This window comes from Micromonospora sp. M71_S20 (assembly GCF_003664255.1).
GTDB lineage: Bacteria > Actinomycetota > Actinomycetes > Mycobacteriales > Micromonosporaceae > Micromonospora.
Map to the genome: position 1 here is coordinate 3288053 of NZ_RCCV01000001.1, position 17941 is coordinate 3305993.

Genomic DNA, 17941 nt, shown 5'->3' on the forward strand with positions numbered 1-17941 from the left:
TTCGCGGTCGAGGTGGCGCTGTTCCGTCTGGTGGAGTCGTTCGGGGTCGTGCCCGACCTGCTGGCGGGTCACTCGATCGGTGAGGTGACGGCCGCGTACGTGGCGGGGGTGTTGTCCCTGGCGGACGCGTGCGCCCTCGTCGCCGCGCGGGGCCGGCTGATGCAGGCGCTGCCGGCCGGCGGTGGGATGTTGGCGGTGGCAGCGGACGAGGCCGCGGTGGTCGAGTCGATCTCCGGGCTGGGTGACCGGGTCGGCATCGCGGCGGTCAACGGGCCGGCCGCCGTGGTGGTCTCCGGCGCCGTCGAGGCGCTGGACGAGGTGGAGCGGGTCTGGCGGGAGCGGGGTGCGCGTACCCGCCGGTTGACGGTAAGTCACGCGTTCCACAGCCCGTTGATGGAGCCGATGCTCGACGAGTTCCGCACGGTCCTGTCCGGACTCACCTTTGCGGCGCCGTTGCTGCCGGTCGTGTCGAACGTGACCGGAGCCCTGGCCGGCGACGAGATCCGTACGGCCGAGTACTGGGTGCGGCACGTGCGCGAGGCTGTGCGCTTCGCCGACGGGGTCACCGCGCTGCGGGCCGCTGGGGTGGACACGTTCCTGGAGGTCGGGCCGCAGAGCGTGTTGACCGCGATGGCCGCCGACGTGCTGCCCGACGACGATGCCGTGCTGGCCGTCGCCGTGCAGCGTCGGGACCGGCCGGAGGCGCAGGCGCTGCTGCACGCCGTGGCGGAGCTGCACGTGCACGGAGTTCCCGTGACCTGGCAGCCGTGGTTCGCCGACACCGGCGCGCGGCGGGTCGACCTGCCCACGTACGCCTTCCAGCACCAGCGCTACTGGCCGGAGGGCACGCCCGCGAAGCAGGCCGCCCCGGACGGCGGCGACGCCGAGTTCTGGGCCGCCGTCGAGCGCGGCGACCTGGCCGCCCTCGCCGCCGAACTCGGCGACGACACCGAGGACCTGGACGCGCTCGGCCCGGCCCTGCCGCTCCTGGCGCGCTGGCGTCAGCACCGGTCCCGGGACACCGCCCTGGACGGGTGGTCGTACCGGGTCGGGTGGGAGCCGGTGCGGCCGGCCCCGGCAACCCGGTTGTCCGGGCGGTGGCTGGTCGTCACCGTCGACAGCGGCGCCGACGCGGGCGTGGCGAAGACCCTCACCCAGGCGGGCGCCTGGGTGGACACGCTCACCGTGTCGTCCACCGTCGCCCGCGCCGACCTGGGCGAGCGGCTGCGCCGGATCAGCGGGGAGGGCTGGGCCGGGGTGCTCTGCGTGCTGCCCCGCCAGGACCGGCCGCTGACGCACACCCCGGCGGTGCCCGCCGGCACGGCGGTGCTGCTCACCCTCACCCGGGCGCTGACCGACACCGGCCTGCCGGGACGGGTGTGGGCGCTCAGCCGGACCGCGATGCCGGTCACGGCCGGGGAACGGGTCGGCGACGTCTGGGCGGCCCTGGCCTGGGGCCTGGGCCGGGTCGTCGCCCTCGAACAGCCGGACCGCTGGGGCGGCCTGGTCGACCTGCCCGACCGCGCCGACCGGAGCACCCGCGCCGGGCTCCTCACGGTCCTGGCCGACGGCACCCTGGACCAGGTGGCCGTCCGCCGCAACGGCCTCTTCGGCCGGCGGCTGGTGCCGGCCGCGCCGCCCGCGGGTGCGGGTTGGCGGCCCGCCGGGACGGTGCTGGTGACCGGCGGTACGGGTGCGTTGGGTCGGCACGTGGCCCGCTGGCTGTTGGCCAACGGGGCGGCCGAGGTGGTGCTCGCCTCGCGGCGGGGTCCGGCGGCGCCGGGCGCTGCGGAGCTGGTGGCCGAGTTGGGTGCGGTGCGGGTGGTGGCGTGCGACGTCACCGACCGGGCGGCGGTCGACGCGCTGGTGGCCGGGCTGCCGGAGCTGACCGCCGTCGTGCACACCGCCGGCGCGTCCGGCGGCACCACCCCGGCGTACGAGGTGACCGACGGCGAGTTGTCGGAGACCCTGGCCGGCAAGGTGCTCGGCGCCGTCCATCTCGACGCCGCCTGCCGGGGCCGGGACCTCGACGCGTTCGTGGTCTTCTCCTCGGTCGCCGGCGTCTGGGGCGGCGGCGGCCAGGCCGGCTACGCGGCCGGCAACGCCCTGCTCGACGCGCTCGTCGCCGCCCGCCGGGCGGCCGGCCTGCCCGCCACCGCACTGGCCTACGGCCCGTGGGCGGAGGACGGCATGGCCGCCGGCGAGACGGCGGACGGCCTGCGCCGCCGCGGGTTCACCCCGCTCGCACCCGACGCCGCCGTCGCGGCGCTGGGCCGCTGGGTGAACGCCCCGGAGGCGGCGCCGGTGATCGTCGACGTCGACTGGTCCCGGTTCGTCACGGCGTTCACCGCCGCGCGGCCGAGCCACCTCTTCGACCGGGTCGCCCCCGCCGCCGCCGAGGAGCCGGAGCGGCCGGAGAGCGCCGCCGCCACCGACGGGCTGCGGGCCAGGCTCGCGGCGCTGCCGGCGACCGGCCAGGAGGCGCTGCTGGTCGACCTCGTCCGCGCGGAGGCGGCGGCCGTCCTCGGGCACCCCACCACCGACCAGGTGCCGGCCGGTCGGGCGTTCCGCGAGCTGGGCTTCGACTCCCTCGCCGCCGTGCAGCTGCGCGACCGGCTGGGCCGGGTCACCGGCCTGACCCTGCCGTCGACCGTGGTCTTCGACCATCCGTCGGCGGCGGAACTGGCCCGCTTCCTGCGTACCGAAATCGTGGTCGGCGCGGACGGCGGCCCCGCCACCGGCGGCGTGGCCCCGGCCCGGCCGCCGGCGGACGAGCCGATCGCGATCGTCTCCATGGCCTGCCGCTTCCCCGGCGGGGTGTCCTCGCCACAGGAACTGTGGCGGCTGCTGGCCGACGGCGTGGACGCCGTCACGCCGATGCCCGCCGACCGGGGCTGGGACCTCGACGCCCTGTTCGACAGCGACCCGGAGCGGGTCGGCACCAGCTACACCCGCAGCGGCGGGTTCCTGCACGACGTGGCCGGCTTCGACGCCGCGTTCTTCGGCATCAACCCGCGCGAGGCCCTCGCGATGGACCCGCAGCAGCGGCTGCTGCTGCACACCACCTGGGAGGTCTTCGAACGCGCCGGCATCGACCCGCACCGGGTGCGCGGCTCCGCCACCGGCGTCTTCATGGGCACCAACGGGCAGGACTACGCCACCCTGCTGCTGGGCGCCCGGTCCCAGGTGGAGGGCTACCAGGCGACCGGCAACGGCGCGTCGGTGGTCTCCGGCCGCCTGGCGTACTCGTTCGGGCTGCACGGCCCGGCGGTCACCGTCGACACGGCCTGCTCGTCGTCGCTGGTGGCGCTGCACCTGGCCGCGCAGGCCCTGCGCAGCGGCGAGTGCGACCTCGCCCTGGCCGGCGGCGTGACGGTGATGTCGACCCCGGGCGCGTTCCTGGAGTTCTCCCGGCAACGCGGCCTCGCCGCCGACGGGCGGGTCAAGGCGTTCGCCGAGGCCGCCGACGGCACCGGCTGGGGCGAGGGCGTCGGCGTCCTGCTGCTCCAGCGGCTCTCCGACGCCCAGCGCGACGGCAACCGGATCCTCGCCGTCGTACGGGGCAGCGCCGTCAACCAGGACGGCGCGAGCAACGGCCTCACCGCGCCGAACGGGCCCGCGCAGCAGCGGGTCATCCGGCAGGCGCTGGACAACGCCGGCCTGACCCCGGGCGACGTGGACGTCGTCGAGGCGCACGGCACCGGCACCACCCTCGGCGACCCGATCGAGGCGCAGGCGCTGCTGGCGACGTACGGCAGGGACCGCTCCGCCGACCGGCCGCTGTGGCTCGGGTCGGTGAAGTCGAACATCGGACACACCCAGGCCGCGGCGGGCGCCGCCAGCCTGATGAAGATGGTGCTGGCCCTGCAACACGAGGTGCTGCCGGCGACCCTGCACGTCGACGCGCCGACCCCGCACGTCGACTGGACCTCCGGCGCGCTGGCGCTGCTCACCGAGGCGCGGCCGTGGACCGCCGAGGACCGGCCCCGCCGGGCCGGCGTCTCCTCGTTCGGGATCAGCGGCACCAACGCCCACGTGATCCTGGAGCAGGCCCCGCAGCGGCCGGAACCCGTCGCCCCCGACGGGGAACGGCCAGGGACGGCCCTGCCGTGGCCGGTCTCCGCCGCCGACCTGCCCGCGCTGCGCGAGCAGGCCGGCCGGCTGGCCGACCGGGTCGCGACGGGCGGCGACCCCGCCGACCTGGTCGCCTGGGCGCTCGCCGACGGCCGCGCCCACCTCGGCCAGCGGGCCGCCGTGGTCGCCGCCGACCAGGAGACCCGGCTGGCCGCGCTGCGGGCGCTGGCCGGCGGCGAGGCCCACCCCGCGCTGGTCACCGCCCGGCGGCGCGGAGGCGGCCTCGCGGTCCAGTTCTCCGGCCAGGGCGCCCAGCGCCCCGGCGCCGGCCGGCAGCTGTACGACACGTTCCCCGTCTTCGCGGCGGCCCTCGACGAGGTCTGCGCGACGCTGGACCACCAGCTGCCGCAGCCGCTGAAGCCGGTGCTGTTCGCGGCCGACGGCAGCGCCGAGGCCGCGCTGCTCGACGAGACGGTGTTCACCCAGGCCGGGCTCTTCGCGTTGGAGGTGGCCCTGTTCCGGCTGGTCGAGTCGTTCGGGGTGGTGCCCGGGCACGTCGCCGGGCACTCGATCGGCGAGATCACCGCCGCGCACGTCGCCGGCGTGCTGTCCCTCGCGGACGCCGCCACGCTGGTGGCCGCCCGGGGCCGGCTCATGCAGGCCCTGCCCACCGGGGGCGGGATGCTCGCCGTCGCCGCCGACGAGGCGGCCGTGGTCGACTCCCTGGCCGGGCTGGGCGACCGGATCGGCGTCGCCGCCGTCAACGGTCCCACCGCCGTGGTCCTCGCCGGGGCCCTCGACGCCCTCGACGGGCTGGAGCGGCTCTGGCGGGAGCGCGGGGTACGCACCCGGCGGCTGCGGGTCAGCCATGCGTTCCACAGCCCGCTGATGGAGCCGATGCTGGCCGAGTTCCGGGCCGTGCTCGACGGGCTGACGTTCGCCGCGCCGCTGCTGCCGATCGTGTCGAACCTGACCGGGCGGCTCGCCGGGCCCGACGAGATCCGCACGCCCGACTACTGGGTGCGGCACGTCCGGGAGGCCGTCCGGTACGCCGACGGGATCGCCGCGCTGCGCGACGCGGGCGTGGACACCTTCCTGGAGCTCGGCCCGCAGGCGGTGCTGACCGCGATGACCGCGGGCCTGCTGCCCAGCGACGAGGACGGGACGGCCGTGGCGGCGCTGCGCGCCGGCACCGACGAGCCGGCCGCCCTGCTCTCCGCGCTGGCCGTCCTGGACGGCACCGGGCGCGACGTCGACTGGCCGGCGGTGCTCGCCGTGCTCGCCGGCCCCCGTCCGGATCCCCGCCGGCTGCCCGAGCTGCCGACGTACGCGTTCCGGCCGCAGCGCTACTGGCCGACCCTCGACGCGGCCCCGACCCCGGCCGCCGACCCGGTCGACGACGCGTTCTGGCGGGCCGTCACCGACGGCGACCTGGGCCGCCTCGGTCTCGACCCCGACCAGCCGATGCGCGAGCTGCTGCCGGAACTGGAGTCGTGGCGGCGCCGCCAGCAGCTCGACGGCACCCTCGCCGGCTGGCGGTACCGGGTCACCTGGGAACGCCGGGCGCTGACCGGCGCCGACCCCGGCACGTGGCTGGTGGTGGCCCCGCCGCACCAGGTCACCGACCGGGTGCTCGCCGCCCTCACGGCCGGTGCCGCCACGGTGCACCTGCTGACCGTCGACCCGGCCACGGCCACCCGCGACGGCCTGGCCGCCGACCTCGACCGGCTCGCCGCCGCGCACCAGCCGACGGCACTGCTCTCCCTGCTGGCGCTGGACGAGGCGCCGCACCCGGAGCAGACCGCGCTGCCGACCGGCCTGGCGGCGAACCTGCTGCTCGTGCAGGCGCACACCTGCCGCTCCGGCCCGGCCGTGCCGCTGTGGCTGGCCACCACCGGCGCCGTCGCCGTGGACGACGAACCGGTCGTGCACCCGACGCAGGCCACCACGTGGGGCCTCGGCCTCGTCGCCGCCCTGGAGCACCCCCGGCACGTCGGCGGAGTCGTCGACCTGCCGGCGGGCCCGGACGAGGCGGCGTACGCGGCCCTGGCCGGGGCCCTGGTCAACGTCGACGGGGAGGACCAGCTCGCCGTACGGGAGGCCGGCGTGCACGCCCGGCGCCTGGTCCGCGACACCGCACGGCCGGCGGCCGGCGGCGGGTACCGGCCGAACGGCACCGTCCTGCTCACCGGCGGGACCGGGGCGCTCGCCCGGCACGCGACCGACTGGCTGGGCCGCAACGGCGCCGAGGTGCTTCCGCTGGCCGAGCCGGCCACGGGCAAGCTCGGTGACCTGATGGAGCAGCTCGACGCCGAGAGCCGGCCGGTGACCGCGCTCGTGCACGTCCCGGCGGAGACCGGCTCGGTGCCACTGGCCGAGCTGACCCTCGCCGGCCTGGCCGCCGACCTGGCCGCCACCGTCGGCGACGTGCCGAGGTACGCCGACGAGCTGGCGCACCGGCCGCTCGACGCGTTCGTGCTGTGCACCTCCACCACGGGGGTGTGGGGCGCGGGCGGCCGGGCCGGCCAGTCCGCCGGCGACGCGCTGCTGCACGCGCTCGCGGCGAACCGGCGGCACGGCGGCCTGGCGGCGACCGCCGTGGCGTGGGGCCCGTGGGACGACGACCCCGAGTCGGTCGAGCTGGCGCAGCTGCGCCGGCGGGGCCTGCCGGGCCTGCCCCCGGAGCTGGCCGTCGAGGCCTTCGGTCAGGCGCTGCGGGAGGAGGCGGCCCTGGTGCTCGCCGACGTGCGCTGGGACCGGTTCGTGCCGACGTTCGCGTCGATGCGGCCGTGCCCGCTGCTGACCGGGGTCCCCGAGGCGGGCGCGGCGATGCCCGCCGACGACGACCGCCAGCCGGCGGACGACGAGGCGGCGACCGCGCTGCGGGAGCGGCTGCGCCCGTTGGGCCCCGGCGAACGGGAGGGCGTCCTCGTCGAACTCGTGGGCAACCTGGCGGCGGCCGTGCTCGGCCACACCGGGGGCGGAGGGCTGGAGCCCGACCGCGCGTTCCGCGAGGTCGGCTTCGACTCGATGACGGCCGTGGAGCTGCGCAACCGGCTCCGCGCCGCCACCGGCGTCCAGCTGCCCGCCGCCGTGGTGTTCGACTACCCCACGCCCGCGGCGCTCGCCCGGCACCTGCGCGACCAGCTCGTCGAGGACGGCGCCGCCGCGGCCGCGCCGCTGCTCGCCGAGCTGGAGCGGCTCGACGGGGTCTTCGCGGCCGACGCACCGGACCGGCTGACCCGGCAGAAGCTGCTGGTGCAGTTGCAGGCGTTCGTCGCCCGGTGGGGCGACGAGCGCGGCCCCGTTGAGGAGAAACCGGCCACGCACACCCTCCACGACGCCACCGACGCCGAGATCTTCGATTTCATCCACCGCGAGCTGGGCGGCCCCGGCGGCAATTTGCCGGGCATCTAGAAATGGTGCCGCGCGATCGTTGTCGACGGTCGTGACGCACGCGGCCGGGCGGGCTCGGACACCCGCCCGGCCGCACCCCGCGAGGGCGGTGCGCCGGACCGCTCGGAGGGCGGGTCGGCCCAGCCTGCGCCCCCGCCGCCTAGGGGCACCCGTAGGGGCACGCTAGGGGTTGTGACCGCCGTCCGGCGACAATTACCTTTCGTCCGGCGCGTAAGACCTGGTGGGGGCTGAAACGCTTTTTGTCTGGCAATTCGTGGTCGGCTGAATGGGCTTAGATCTTCGCGGCTTGTGGCGTCTGTGGACGGTATTGGGTCGCCTGTTTCTTTCCGGCCCGAAGAGGTGGCGTCAATGGCGACTGAAGATACGCTCCGGGAGTACCTGAAATGGGTCACGGCGGACCTTCACCAGACCCGGAGGAAGCTCGGCGAGCTTGAGGCGGCCAACCGGGAGCCGATCGCCATCGTCGGCATGGCCTGCCGGTTCCCGGGCGGGGTGGGCTCGCCCGAGGAGCTGTGGGAACTCGTCGACTCCGGCCGGGACGCCGTCTCCCCGTTCCCCGCCGACCGCGGCTGGGACCTGGCGCGGCTGTTCCACCCGGACCCCGACCACCCCGGTACGTCGTACGTCGCCGAGGGCGGCTTCGTCGACTCGGCCACCGACTTCGACGCCGCGTTCTTCGGCATCTCGCCGCGCGAGGCGCTCGCCATGGACCCGCAGCAGCGGCTGCTGCTGGAGGCCGCCTGGGAGGCGTTCGAGCACGCCGGGCTCGACCCCTCGGCGCTGCGCGGGCACCAGGTGGGGGTGTTCGCCAGCACCACCGGCCAGGACTACGTGGGGCTGCTCCAGCAGCCGCCGCCCGGCACCGAGGGCTACATCCTCACCGGCACCGCCGCGAGCGTCGTGTCCGGCCGGATCTCGTACGCGCTCGGCATCGAGGGCCCCGCCGTCACCGTCGACACCGCCTGCTCGTCGTCGCTGGTCGCCCTGCACCTGGCCTGCCAGGCACTCCGGCAGGGCGAGTGCACCCTGGCGCTCGCCGGCGGTGCCACCGTCATGTCCACCCCGTCCGCCTTCATCGGTTTCAGCCGCCAGCGCGGCCTGGCCTCCGACGGCCGGGTCAAGTCGTTCGCCGCCGCCGCCGACGGCACCGCCTGGGGCGAGGGGGTCGGCCTGCTGCTCGTCGAGCGGCTCTCCGACGCCCGCCGCAACGGTCACCCCGTCCTGGCCGTGGTGCGCGGCAGCGCGGTCAACCAGGACGGCGCGAGCAACGGGCTGACCGCCCCCAACGGCCCGTCCCAGCAGCGGGTCGTGCTCCAGGCGCTGGCCAGCGCCCGGCTCGCGCCGGAGCAGGTCGACGTCGTGGAGGCGCACGGCACCGGCACCACCCTCGGCGACCCGATCGAGGCCCAGGCGCTGCTGTCGACGTACGGGCAGGGCCGACCGGCGGACCGGCCGCTCTGGCTCGGCTCGGTGAAGTCGAACATCGGCCACACCCAGGCCGCCGCCGGCGTGGCCGGCGTGATCAAGATGGTGATGGCGCTGCGGCACGACACCGTGCCGGCGACGCTGCACGTCGACGAGCCCACCCCCAACGTGGACTGGACGGCCGGCGCGGTGTCGCTGGTGACCGAGCCGCAGCCGTGGCCCGCCGGGGAGCAGCCCCGCCGCGCGGGCATCTCCTCCTTCGGCATGAGCGGCACCAACGCCCACGTGATCATCGAGGAGGCGCCCGCCGCCGACCCGGCCCCGGCCGAAGCCCCGGACGGCCCCGCCGCCGCGACCGACGCGGGCACCGCGACGGACGAAGCGACCGACCTCGCCCCGGTCACCGGGGCCGGCCTCGTGCCGGTGCTGGTCTCCGCCCGCGACGCCGACTCCCTGGCCGCGCAGGCGACCCGCTGGGCCGACTGGCTCGACGACCGCCCCGAGCTGCGGCTGACCGACGTCGGCTGGTCGTCGGCGCGCACCCGGGCCAGCCTGGAGCACCGGGCCGTGCTGGTCGCCGCCGACCGCGCCGACCTGACCGCCGGACTGCGCGCGCTCGCCGCCGGCGGCGACGCCCCGGGCCTGGTCACCGGCGCCGGCCCGCGCGGCGGCAAGCTCGCGTTCCTCTTCTCCGGCCAGGGCGCCCAGCGCAGCGGCATGGGCCGCGAGCTGGCCGCCGCGTTCCCCGTCTTCGGCCGGGCGCTCGCCGAGGTCTGCGCCGAGCTGGACCGGCACCTGCCCCGCCCGCTCACCCCGGTGCTCTTCGCGCCCGAGGGCGACGAGGCCGCCGCGCTGCTCAACCAGACCCTCTACACCCAGGCCGGCCTGTTCGCCGTCGAGGTCGCGCTGTTCCGGCTCCTGGAGAGCTGGGGGATCGTCCCGGACGTCCTGCTCGGCCACTCGATCGGCGAGCTGTCCGCCGCGCACGCGGCCGGCGTGCTGTCGCTGCCCGACGCCGCCGCGCTCGTCGCGGCCCGGGGCCGGCTGATGCAGGCCCTGCCGGCCGGCGGCGCGATGCTGGCGGTCCAGCTCCCCGCCGACGCCGTCCGGGCCGCCCTGGCCGGCGTCGAGGACCGGGTCGCCGTGGCCGCCGTCAACGGGCCCACCGCCGTGGTCGTCTCCGGCGCGGCCGACGCCGTCGAGGAGCTCGAACGCCGCTGGGCGGACGAGGGCGTACGCACCAGGCCGCTGCGGGTCAGCCACGCCTTCCACAGCCCGCTGATGGAACCCATGCTCGCCGAGTTCGCCGCCGTGGTGCGCGGGCTGGAGCTGCACCCGCCGGCGCTGCCGATCGTGTCGAACCTGACCGGCGCGGTCGCCGACCCCGACGAGATCCGCACCGCCGACTACTGGGTGCGGCACGTGCGGGAGGCCGTCCGGTTCGCCGACGGCGTCGACCAGCTGCGCGCCCTGGGCGTGCGTACGTTCCTGGAGGTCGGCCCCAGCGGGGTGCTCACCGCGCTGGCCCGCGACGTCCTGGCCGCGGCCGGCGCGGACGACGACACCGCCGCCGTGGCGCTGCTGCGCCGCGACCGCCCCGAGCCCGCGTCCGCGCTCACCGCCCTCGCCGAGCTGCACGTCGGCGGGGTCGAGGTGGGCTGGGAGCAGCTGTTCGCCGGCGCCGGCGCCGCGCGGGTGCCCCTGCCCGCGTACGCCTTCCGGCGGCAGCGGTTCTGGCCCGAGCCGCCGCCCGCCGCCCCGGACGGCGGCTCACACGACGGCGACGACGAGTTCTGGACCGCACTGGAGCAGGCGGACGTCGACACCCTCCGCAGCGAACTGGGCGACGACGACGAGCAGGTGCGGGCGCTGCTGCCGGCCCTGCCCGTGCTCACCTCCTGGCGCCGGTCCCGGCGGGAACGATCCCTGGTGGACGGCTGGTCGTACCACGTGACCTGGCAGCCCGTGCCGGTCGAGGACACCGACGGCCCGGCGGGCCGCTGGCTGGTCGTGCTGCCGGCCGACGACGCGCCGGCGTGGGCCGACGGCCTGGCCGGGCTCTTCGGCGACGACGAGCCGCTGGTGCTGCGCGTCGGCGCGGCGGACCTCGACCGCGCGGCGCTCGCCGCCCGGCTGCGGGACCTCCTCGACGGCCGGCCGGTCGACGGCGTGCTCGCCGTGGTCGCCGGTCAGGACCGGCTGCTGGCCGAGCACCCCGGCGTGACCCTCGCCGCGGCCAGCACCCTCGCCCTGGTCCAGGCGATGACCGACCTGGACCTGGTCGCGCCGCTGTGGTGCGTCACCAGCGGCGCGGTCGCGGCGGCCCCGGGCGACCGGGTCGCGCACCCGTTGCAGACCGAGGTCTGGGGCCTCGGCCGCGCGGCGGCCGTCGAGCAGCCGCACCGTTGGGGCGGCCTGGTCGACCTGCCGGCCACCGTCGACGACGCCACCGCCCGGCGGCTCGCCGCCGTGCTGGCCGGTCACGTCGGCGAGGACCAGGTGGCCGTGCGGCCCGGCGGGACCTGGGCCCGCCGGCTCACCCCGGCCCCGCACGCGGCGGACGAGCCCCCCGCCGGCGACTGGTGCTCCGGCACCGTCCTGGTCACCGGCGGCACCGGCGCCCTCGGCGGCCACGTCACCCGCTGGCTGCTCGGCCGCGGCGCCGGGCGGGTGGTCCTGGCCAGCCGCCGGGGCACCGCCGCCCCGGGCATCGCGGACCTGCTCGACGCGTACGGCGCCGACGGGCGGGTCACCGTCGCCACCTGCGACGTCACCGACCGGCGGTCCGTGGCGGACCTGGTGGACGCGCTGCCCGACCTGACCGCGGTCGTGCACGCCGCCGGCACCGACCAGCTCACCCCGCTGACCGACACCACCCTCGGCGAGTTCTCCCACGTCGTCGCGGGCAAGGTGCTCGGCGCCCTGCACCTCGACGCCTGCCTCGCCGAGCGCGAACTCGGCGCGTTCGTGCTCTTCTCCTCCATTTCCGGCGTGTGGGGCAGCGCCGGCCAGTGCGCCTACGGCGCCGGCAACTCCCTGCTGGACGCCCTGGCCGTCAACCGGCGCGACCGGGGCCTGCCGGCCACCGCCGTCTCCTGGACGGCCTGGGGCGGCGAACACGGCATGGCCGCCGAGAACGTGGCCACCGGGCAGCTCAACCGGATGGGCCTGCCGCCGATCGACCCGGAGAAGGCGCTCGTCGCGCTCGACCGGGCGCTGCGCCGCCCGACGCCCTGCGTGACCGTCGCCGACGTCGACTGGACCCGGTTCCACCCCGCGTTCACCGTGGCCCGGCCCAGCCCGCTGCTCGGCGACCTGCCGCAGGTGCGGGCGCTCGTCGCGCAGGAGGAGGCCGCCGCGCCGGCCGCGGGCGCGGTCGCCGCGCCGCTGCGTCACCTCGCGGCGCTGCCCGCGGCGGAGCAGGAACGGGAGCTGCTGAAACTGGTCAACGAGCAGACCGCGGCGGTGCTGGGCCACGCCACGCCCGACGAGCTGCGCGGACGCCCGTTCAAGGACCTCGGCTTCGACTCGCTGACCGCCGTGGACTTCCGGGGACGGCTGAACACCGCCACCGGCCTGCGGCTGCCCACCACGCTGGTCTTCGACTACCCCACCCCCGCCGAGCTGGCCGCGCACCTGCGCGAGCTGGTCTCCGGCGCCGCACCGGCCGACGCCCCGCAGACCGTCGTCGTCGACGCCGACGAGCCCGTCGCGATCGTCGGGATGGCCTGCCGCTACCCCGGCGGCGTCGACGGGCCGGAGGCGTTCTGGCGGCTGGTCGCCGACGGGGTGGACGCCATCTCGCCGTTCCCCACCGACCGGGGCTGGGAGATCCCTGAGCCGGCGGAGGGGACCCACCCTCCGGCGGGCGGCTTCCTCTACGACGTGGCGGACTTCGACCCCGCCTTCTTCGAGATCTCGCCCCGCGAGGCCCTCGCCATGGATCCGCAGCAGCGGCTCACCCTCGAGACGTCCTGGGAGGCGCTGGAACGGGCCGGGGTGGACCCCGCGACGCTGCGCGGCACCCGTACCGGCGTCTTCGTGGGCGCCTCCACCTCCGGCTACGGCACCGGGCTGACCGAGGTCCCCGAGGGCGTCGAGGGCTACCTGATGACCGGCGCCGCGCACAGCGTGATCTCCGGCCGGGTCGCGTACGCGCTGGGGCTGGAGGGGCCGGCCGTCACGGTCGACACCGCCTGCTCCTCGTCGCTGGTGGCGCTGCACCTCGCCGGGGCGGCGCTGCGGCGCGGCGAGTGCGACCTGGCGCTGGCCGGCGGCGTGGCCGTGATGGCCACCCCCACGGCGTTCCAGGAGTTCTCCCGCCAGGGCGGCCTGGCCTCCGACGGGCGGTGCAAGTCCTTCGCCGCCACGGCGGACGGCACCGGCTGGTCCGAGGGCGTCGGCATGCTGCTCGTGCAGCGGCTCTCGGACGCCCGGCGGCAGGGCCGCCGCGTCCTCGCCGTGGTACGCGGCTCCGCCGTGAACTCCGACGGCGCGTCCAACGGCCTGACCGCCCCCAACGGCCCCTCCCAGCAGCGGGTGATCCGGCAGGCGCTCGCCAGCGCCCGGCTGACGGTCACCGACGTGGACGTCGTCGAGGCCCACGGCACCGGCACCGTCCTCGGCGACCCGATCGAGGCCCAGGCCCTGCTGGCGACCTACGGGCAGGACCGGGGCGACGCGGGCCCGCTGCTGCTGGGCTCGGTCAAGTCGAACATGGGCCACGCGCAGGCCGCCGCCGGCGTGGCCGGCGTGATCAAGATGGTGCTGGCGATGCGGGAGGGCACCGTCCCGGCGTCGCTGCACGCGGACACGCCGTCGCCGCACATCGACTGGTCGGCCGGCGACGTGGAGCTGGTGACCCGGTCCCGGCCGTGGCCGACGGTCGACCGGCCCCGCCGGGCGGCGGTCTCCTCGTTCGGCATCTCCGGCACCAACGCCCACGTGGTCGTCGAGCAGCCCGTCGACACCGACGTGACCGGCGAGGCCGAGCCGGCCCCCGAGCCGGCCACCGGGCTGGTCGCCGCCGACACGGTGGTGTGGCCGGTCTCGGCCCGCTCGACCTCGGCCCTGGCCGCGCAGGCATCCCGGCTGGCCCGGCACCTGCGGGCCCACCCCGGCCTCGCCCCGGCGGCGGTCGGCTGGTCCCTCGCCGCGACCCGCTCGGTGTTCGACAGGCGCGCCGCGGTGCTCGGCGCGACCCCCGGCGAGCTGCTGGCCGGCCTGGACGCGCTCGCCGCCGGCACCCCGGCCGGCAACGTGCTGACCGGCACCGTCGCCAACCACGGCCCGGGCCCGGTGTTCGTCTTCCCGGCCGCCACCCCGGCGGGCGCGGCGGCCGGCCTGGTGGGCCGCTGCCCGGTCTTCGACGCCACCCTCGCCGAGTGCCGGCAGGCCCTGGCGCCCTGGGTCGACGTCGACCCGGCCGCCCTGCTGACCGGCACCGACGCCGCCTGGGCCGAGCGGCCGGAGCTGGCCCGGCCCGTGCTGTTCGCCGTCGGGGTGGCGCTCGCCGCCGTCTGGCGGCACGCCGGGCTCACCCCGGCCGCGGTCGTCGGCGACGGCGACGGCGAGGTCGTGGCCGCCCACGTGGCGGGCCTGCTGTCCCTGCCCGACGCCGCCCGGACGGTGGCGCTGCGGGCCCGGGCCGCCGCCGGCGAGCTGGACCCTGCCGGCCTCCGCGCCGCCCTGGCGGGGATCGCCCCGCAGCCCGGTGCCGCCCGGCTGGCCTCCACCGTCACCGGCGACTGGGCCGACCCCGCCGGCCTCGGCGCCGACCACTGGGCCGACCCGGCCACCCTCGGCGCCGGCCACCGGGCCGGGGGAGCGGAGCAGTTCGACGCCGCCCTGCGCGCCGCCGTCGACGCCGGACACGTGACCTTCGTGGAGGTCTCGCCGGAGCCGGCGCTGACCGGCCGGGTCGCCGCCGTCCTCGACGCGACCGGCGCCACCGGCCACGTCCTGGCCACCCTCGCCGGGTCGGGCGACACCGCCACCCGGCTGCTGACCGGCCTCGCCACCGCGCACACCCTCGGCCTGGCGGTGGACCACCGCCGGCTGCTGCCCGAGGCCGAGCCGGTCGACCTGCCCACGTACGCCTTCGACCGGCACCGCTACTGGCTGGAGCGCACCGGCGCCCACCGTTCGGTCCTGCCCGCCGTGGGCCTCGACGTGGTCGACCACCCGCTGCTCAGCGCCGTGGCCGACCTGCCCGGCGACGAGGGCCTGCTGTTCACCGGCCGGATCACCCTCACCACCCACCCGTGGCTGGCCGACCACGCCGTGCTGGGCACGGTGCTGCTGCCCGGGACGGCGCTGGTGGAGCTGGCGTCCTGGACCGGCCGGCAGGCCGGCGCGGCGACGGTCGCCGAGCTGAACCTGGAGGCGCCGCTGGCGATCCCCACCGAGGGCGGCATCGACCTGCGGGTCCGCGTCGGCCCGCCGGACGAGACCGGGCACCGGCCCGTCGCCATCCACACCCGGCGCGACGACGACACCGGACCCGACGGCACCCGGTCCTGGCAGCGGCACGCCTCCGGCCAGCTCGCCGACACCGTCGACCCGGACCCCGCGCCGGCCGCCGTGTGGCCGCCCGCCGACGCCGAGCCGATCGCCCTCGACGGGCTCTACGCCCGGCTCGCCGCCCAGGGCTACCACTACGGCCCGGTCTTCCGCGCGCTGCGCGCCGCCTGGCGGTCGGGTCCGGACATCCTGGCCGAGGTCGCCCTGGACGCCGACGCGTCCACCGACACCACGGCCTTCTCGGTGCACCCGGCCCTGATGGACGCGGCACTGCACGCCATCGGCGCCAGCGCCACGACCGGCGCCACCGACGCCCCGGCCGGCGGCGCGACGCCGGCCCCCGACGGTGGCCCCGACATCCGCCCGGGCCTGCCGTTCACCTGGTCGGGCGTGACCATCCGGCCCACCCGCGCCCGCGAGCTGCGGATCCGGCTGCGCGCCACCGACGCCGGGTCCGTGGCCCTGACCATCACCGACACCGGCGCGACGCCGGTCGCCTCCGTCGACGGTCTGGTGCTGCGGCCCATCTCCGGCGAGCAGCTCAGCGCCGCCCGCCGCTCGGCCAGCCGGTCCCTGCACCGCCTCGACTGGGTCGCCCCCGTCACCGGCCGCGCCGACGGCACGTCCCGGCTCGTCGCCCTCGGCGACGACTGGCCCGGCGCCGACCGGCACCCGGACCTCTCCCCGCTGGTCGCCGAGGTGCGCGCGGGCGGTCCGGTGCCCGACGCGGTGGTGGTGACCTGCGCCGGACCGACCGCCGACGAGCCGCACCCGGCCCGCCAGGCGCACCGGGTCGCCCACCGCACGCTCGCGCTGGCCCAGCAGTGGCTCGCCGAGGAGTCCCTCGCCGCCGCCCGGCTGGTGGTGGTCACCCGCGGCGCGGTCCGGGTCGAGCCGGACGAGCGGATCGCCGACGTGCCGGCCGCCACCGCCTGGGGCCTGCTGCGCTCCGCGCAGTCGGAGAACCCGGACCGGATCGTGCTGCTCGACGTCGACGACGACGCCCTCGCCGCCGCGCTGCTGCCGGCGGCCCTGGCCACGGGCGAACCCCAGCTCGCGGTACGCGCCGGCCAGCTCCGGGTGCCCCGGCTGACCCGGCTCGGCCCGCCCCCGGCCGAGGTGCCCGGCCCCGACCTGGCCGCCGGCACCGTCCTCGTGACCGGGGCGACCGGCCTGCTCGGGCGGCTCGTGGCGCGACGGCTGGTGACCCGGCACGACGTACGGCACCTGCTGCTGGTCAGCCGCAGCGGGGCGGACGCCCCGGGCGTCGCCGCGCTGGTCGACGAGCTGGCCGGACTGGGCGCCACCGCCCGGGTGGTCGCCTGCGACGTCACCGACCGCGACGCGCTCGCCCTGCTGGTCGAGCAGATCCCCGCCGACCTGCCGCTGACCGGCGTGGTGCACGCGGCCGGGGTGCTCGACGACGGCGTCCTGCCCGCGCTCACCCCGGACCGCTTCGACACCGTGCTGCGCCCCAAGGTCGACGCGGCCTGGCACCTGCACGAGCTGACCGAGAAGCTGGACCTGGCCGCGTTCGTGCTCTTCTCCTCGGCGGCCGGCCTCTTCGGCGGCCCCGGGCAGGCCAACCACGCGGCGGCGAACTGCTTCCTCGACGCCCTCGCCCAGCACCGGCGCGACCGGGGGCTCCCGGCGCTCTCGCTGGCCTGGGGCCCGTGGGTCAACGACACCGGCGACGGTCAGACCGGCCACGTCGACGAGGCCCGTATGAACCGGGGCGGCTTCGTCCCGCTCGGCGCCGACGAGGGCATGGACCTGTTCAGCGAGGCGCTGCGCTTCGCCGAGCCGGTGGTCGTACCGGTCAACCTGGACCTCGCGCTGATCGGCCGGCACGGGCCGGCGGCGGTGCCGCCGGTGCTGCGGTCGCTGGTCCGGCCGGCGTCGACCGGCGCGGTGCGGGCCGCCGAGCGCGACCCGGCCGAGGCGCTGCGGGAGACCCTCGCCGCCACGGCGGAGGCCGACCGCGACCAGGTGCTCTCCGACCTGGTCCGCACCCACGCCGCCGCGGTCCTCGGCTACGCGTCGATCCGCTCGATCGACGCCGAGCGCGGCTTCGTCGAGCTGGGCTTCGACTCGCTGACCGCCGTCGAGTTCCGCAACCGGCTCAACGCGGCCACCGGGCTGCGGCTGCCGTCCACGCTGATCTACGACCGGCCGACCACGGCCGCGCTGGTCGAGTACCTGCGGGGCGCGCTGCTGGCGGAGCGGAGCACGTCCGCGCTGACGGTGCTCGGCGAGCTGAACAAGCTGGAGCACGCCATGCGGGCGGTGGCCACCGGTGACACCGACCGGGCCGCCGTCGGCGCCCGGCTGCGCGAACTGCTCTCCCTGTGGACCTACACCGAGTCCGGTGCGGACTCCGCCGCCGCCGACGACGCCAGCCTCGAGTCGGCCTCCGCCGAAGAGATCTTCAGCCTGCTGGACGAAGAGTTCGGCTCGGCCTGATCCGGCATGTCGCACACCTCGAACCCCGATACGGAGTGGC

2 protein-coding genes (1 of these 2 only partly in view) are annotated in these 17941 nt (G+C 77.3%); both read left to right on the forward strand.

Features of this window, described 5'->3' with window-relative positions:
- A protein-coding gene (locus tag DER29_RS14415; protein WP_121399218.1) for a type I polyketide synthase crosses the window boundary here: on the forward strand, nucleotides 1-7491 show its end. The gene continues 22299 nt to the left of window position 1, outside the view; 7491 of the gene's 29790 nt are visible here — the last part of the coding sequence; its start codon lies beyond the left edge, outside the window; its stop codon occupies nucleotides 7489-7491.
- Nucleotides 7492-7839: 348 nt separating this feature from the next.
- Nucleotides 7840-17901: a type I polyketide synthase gene (locus DER29_RS14420; protein ID WP_121397799.1), complete on the forward strand. Its 10062-nt coding sequence runs from the start codon at nucleotides 7840-7842 to the stop codon at nucleotides 17899-17901.
- Nucleotides 17902-17941 lie beyond the last annotated feature (40 nt).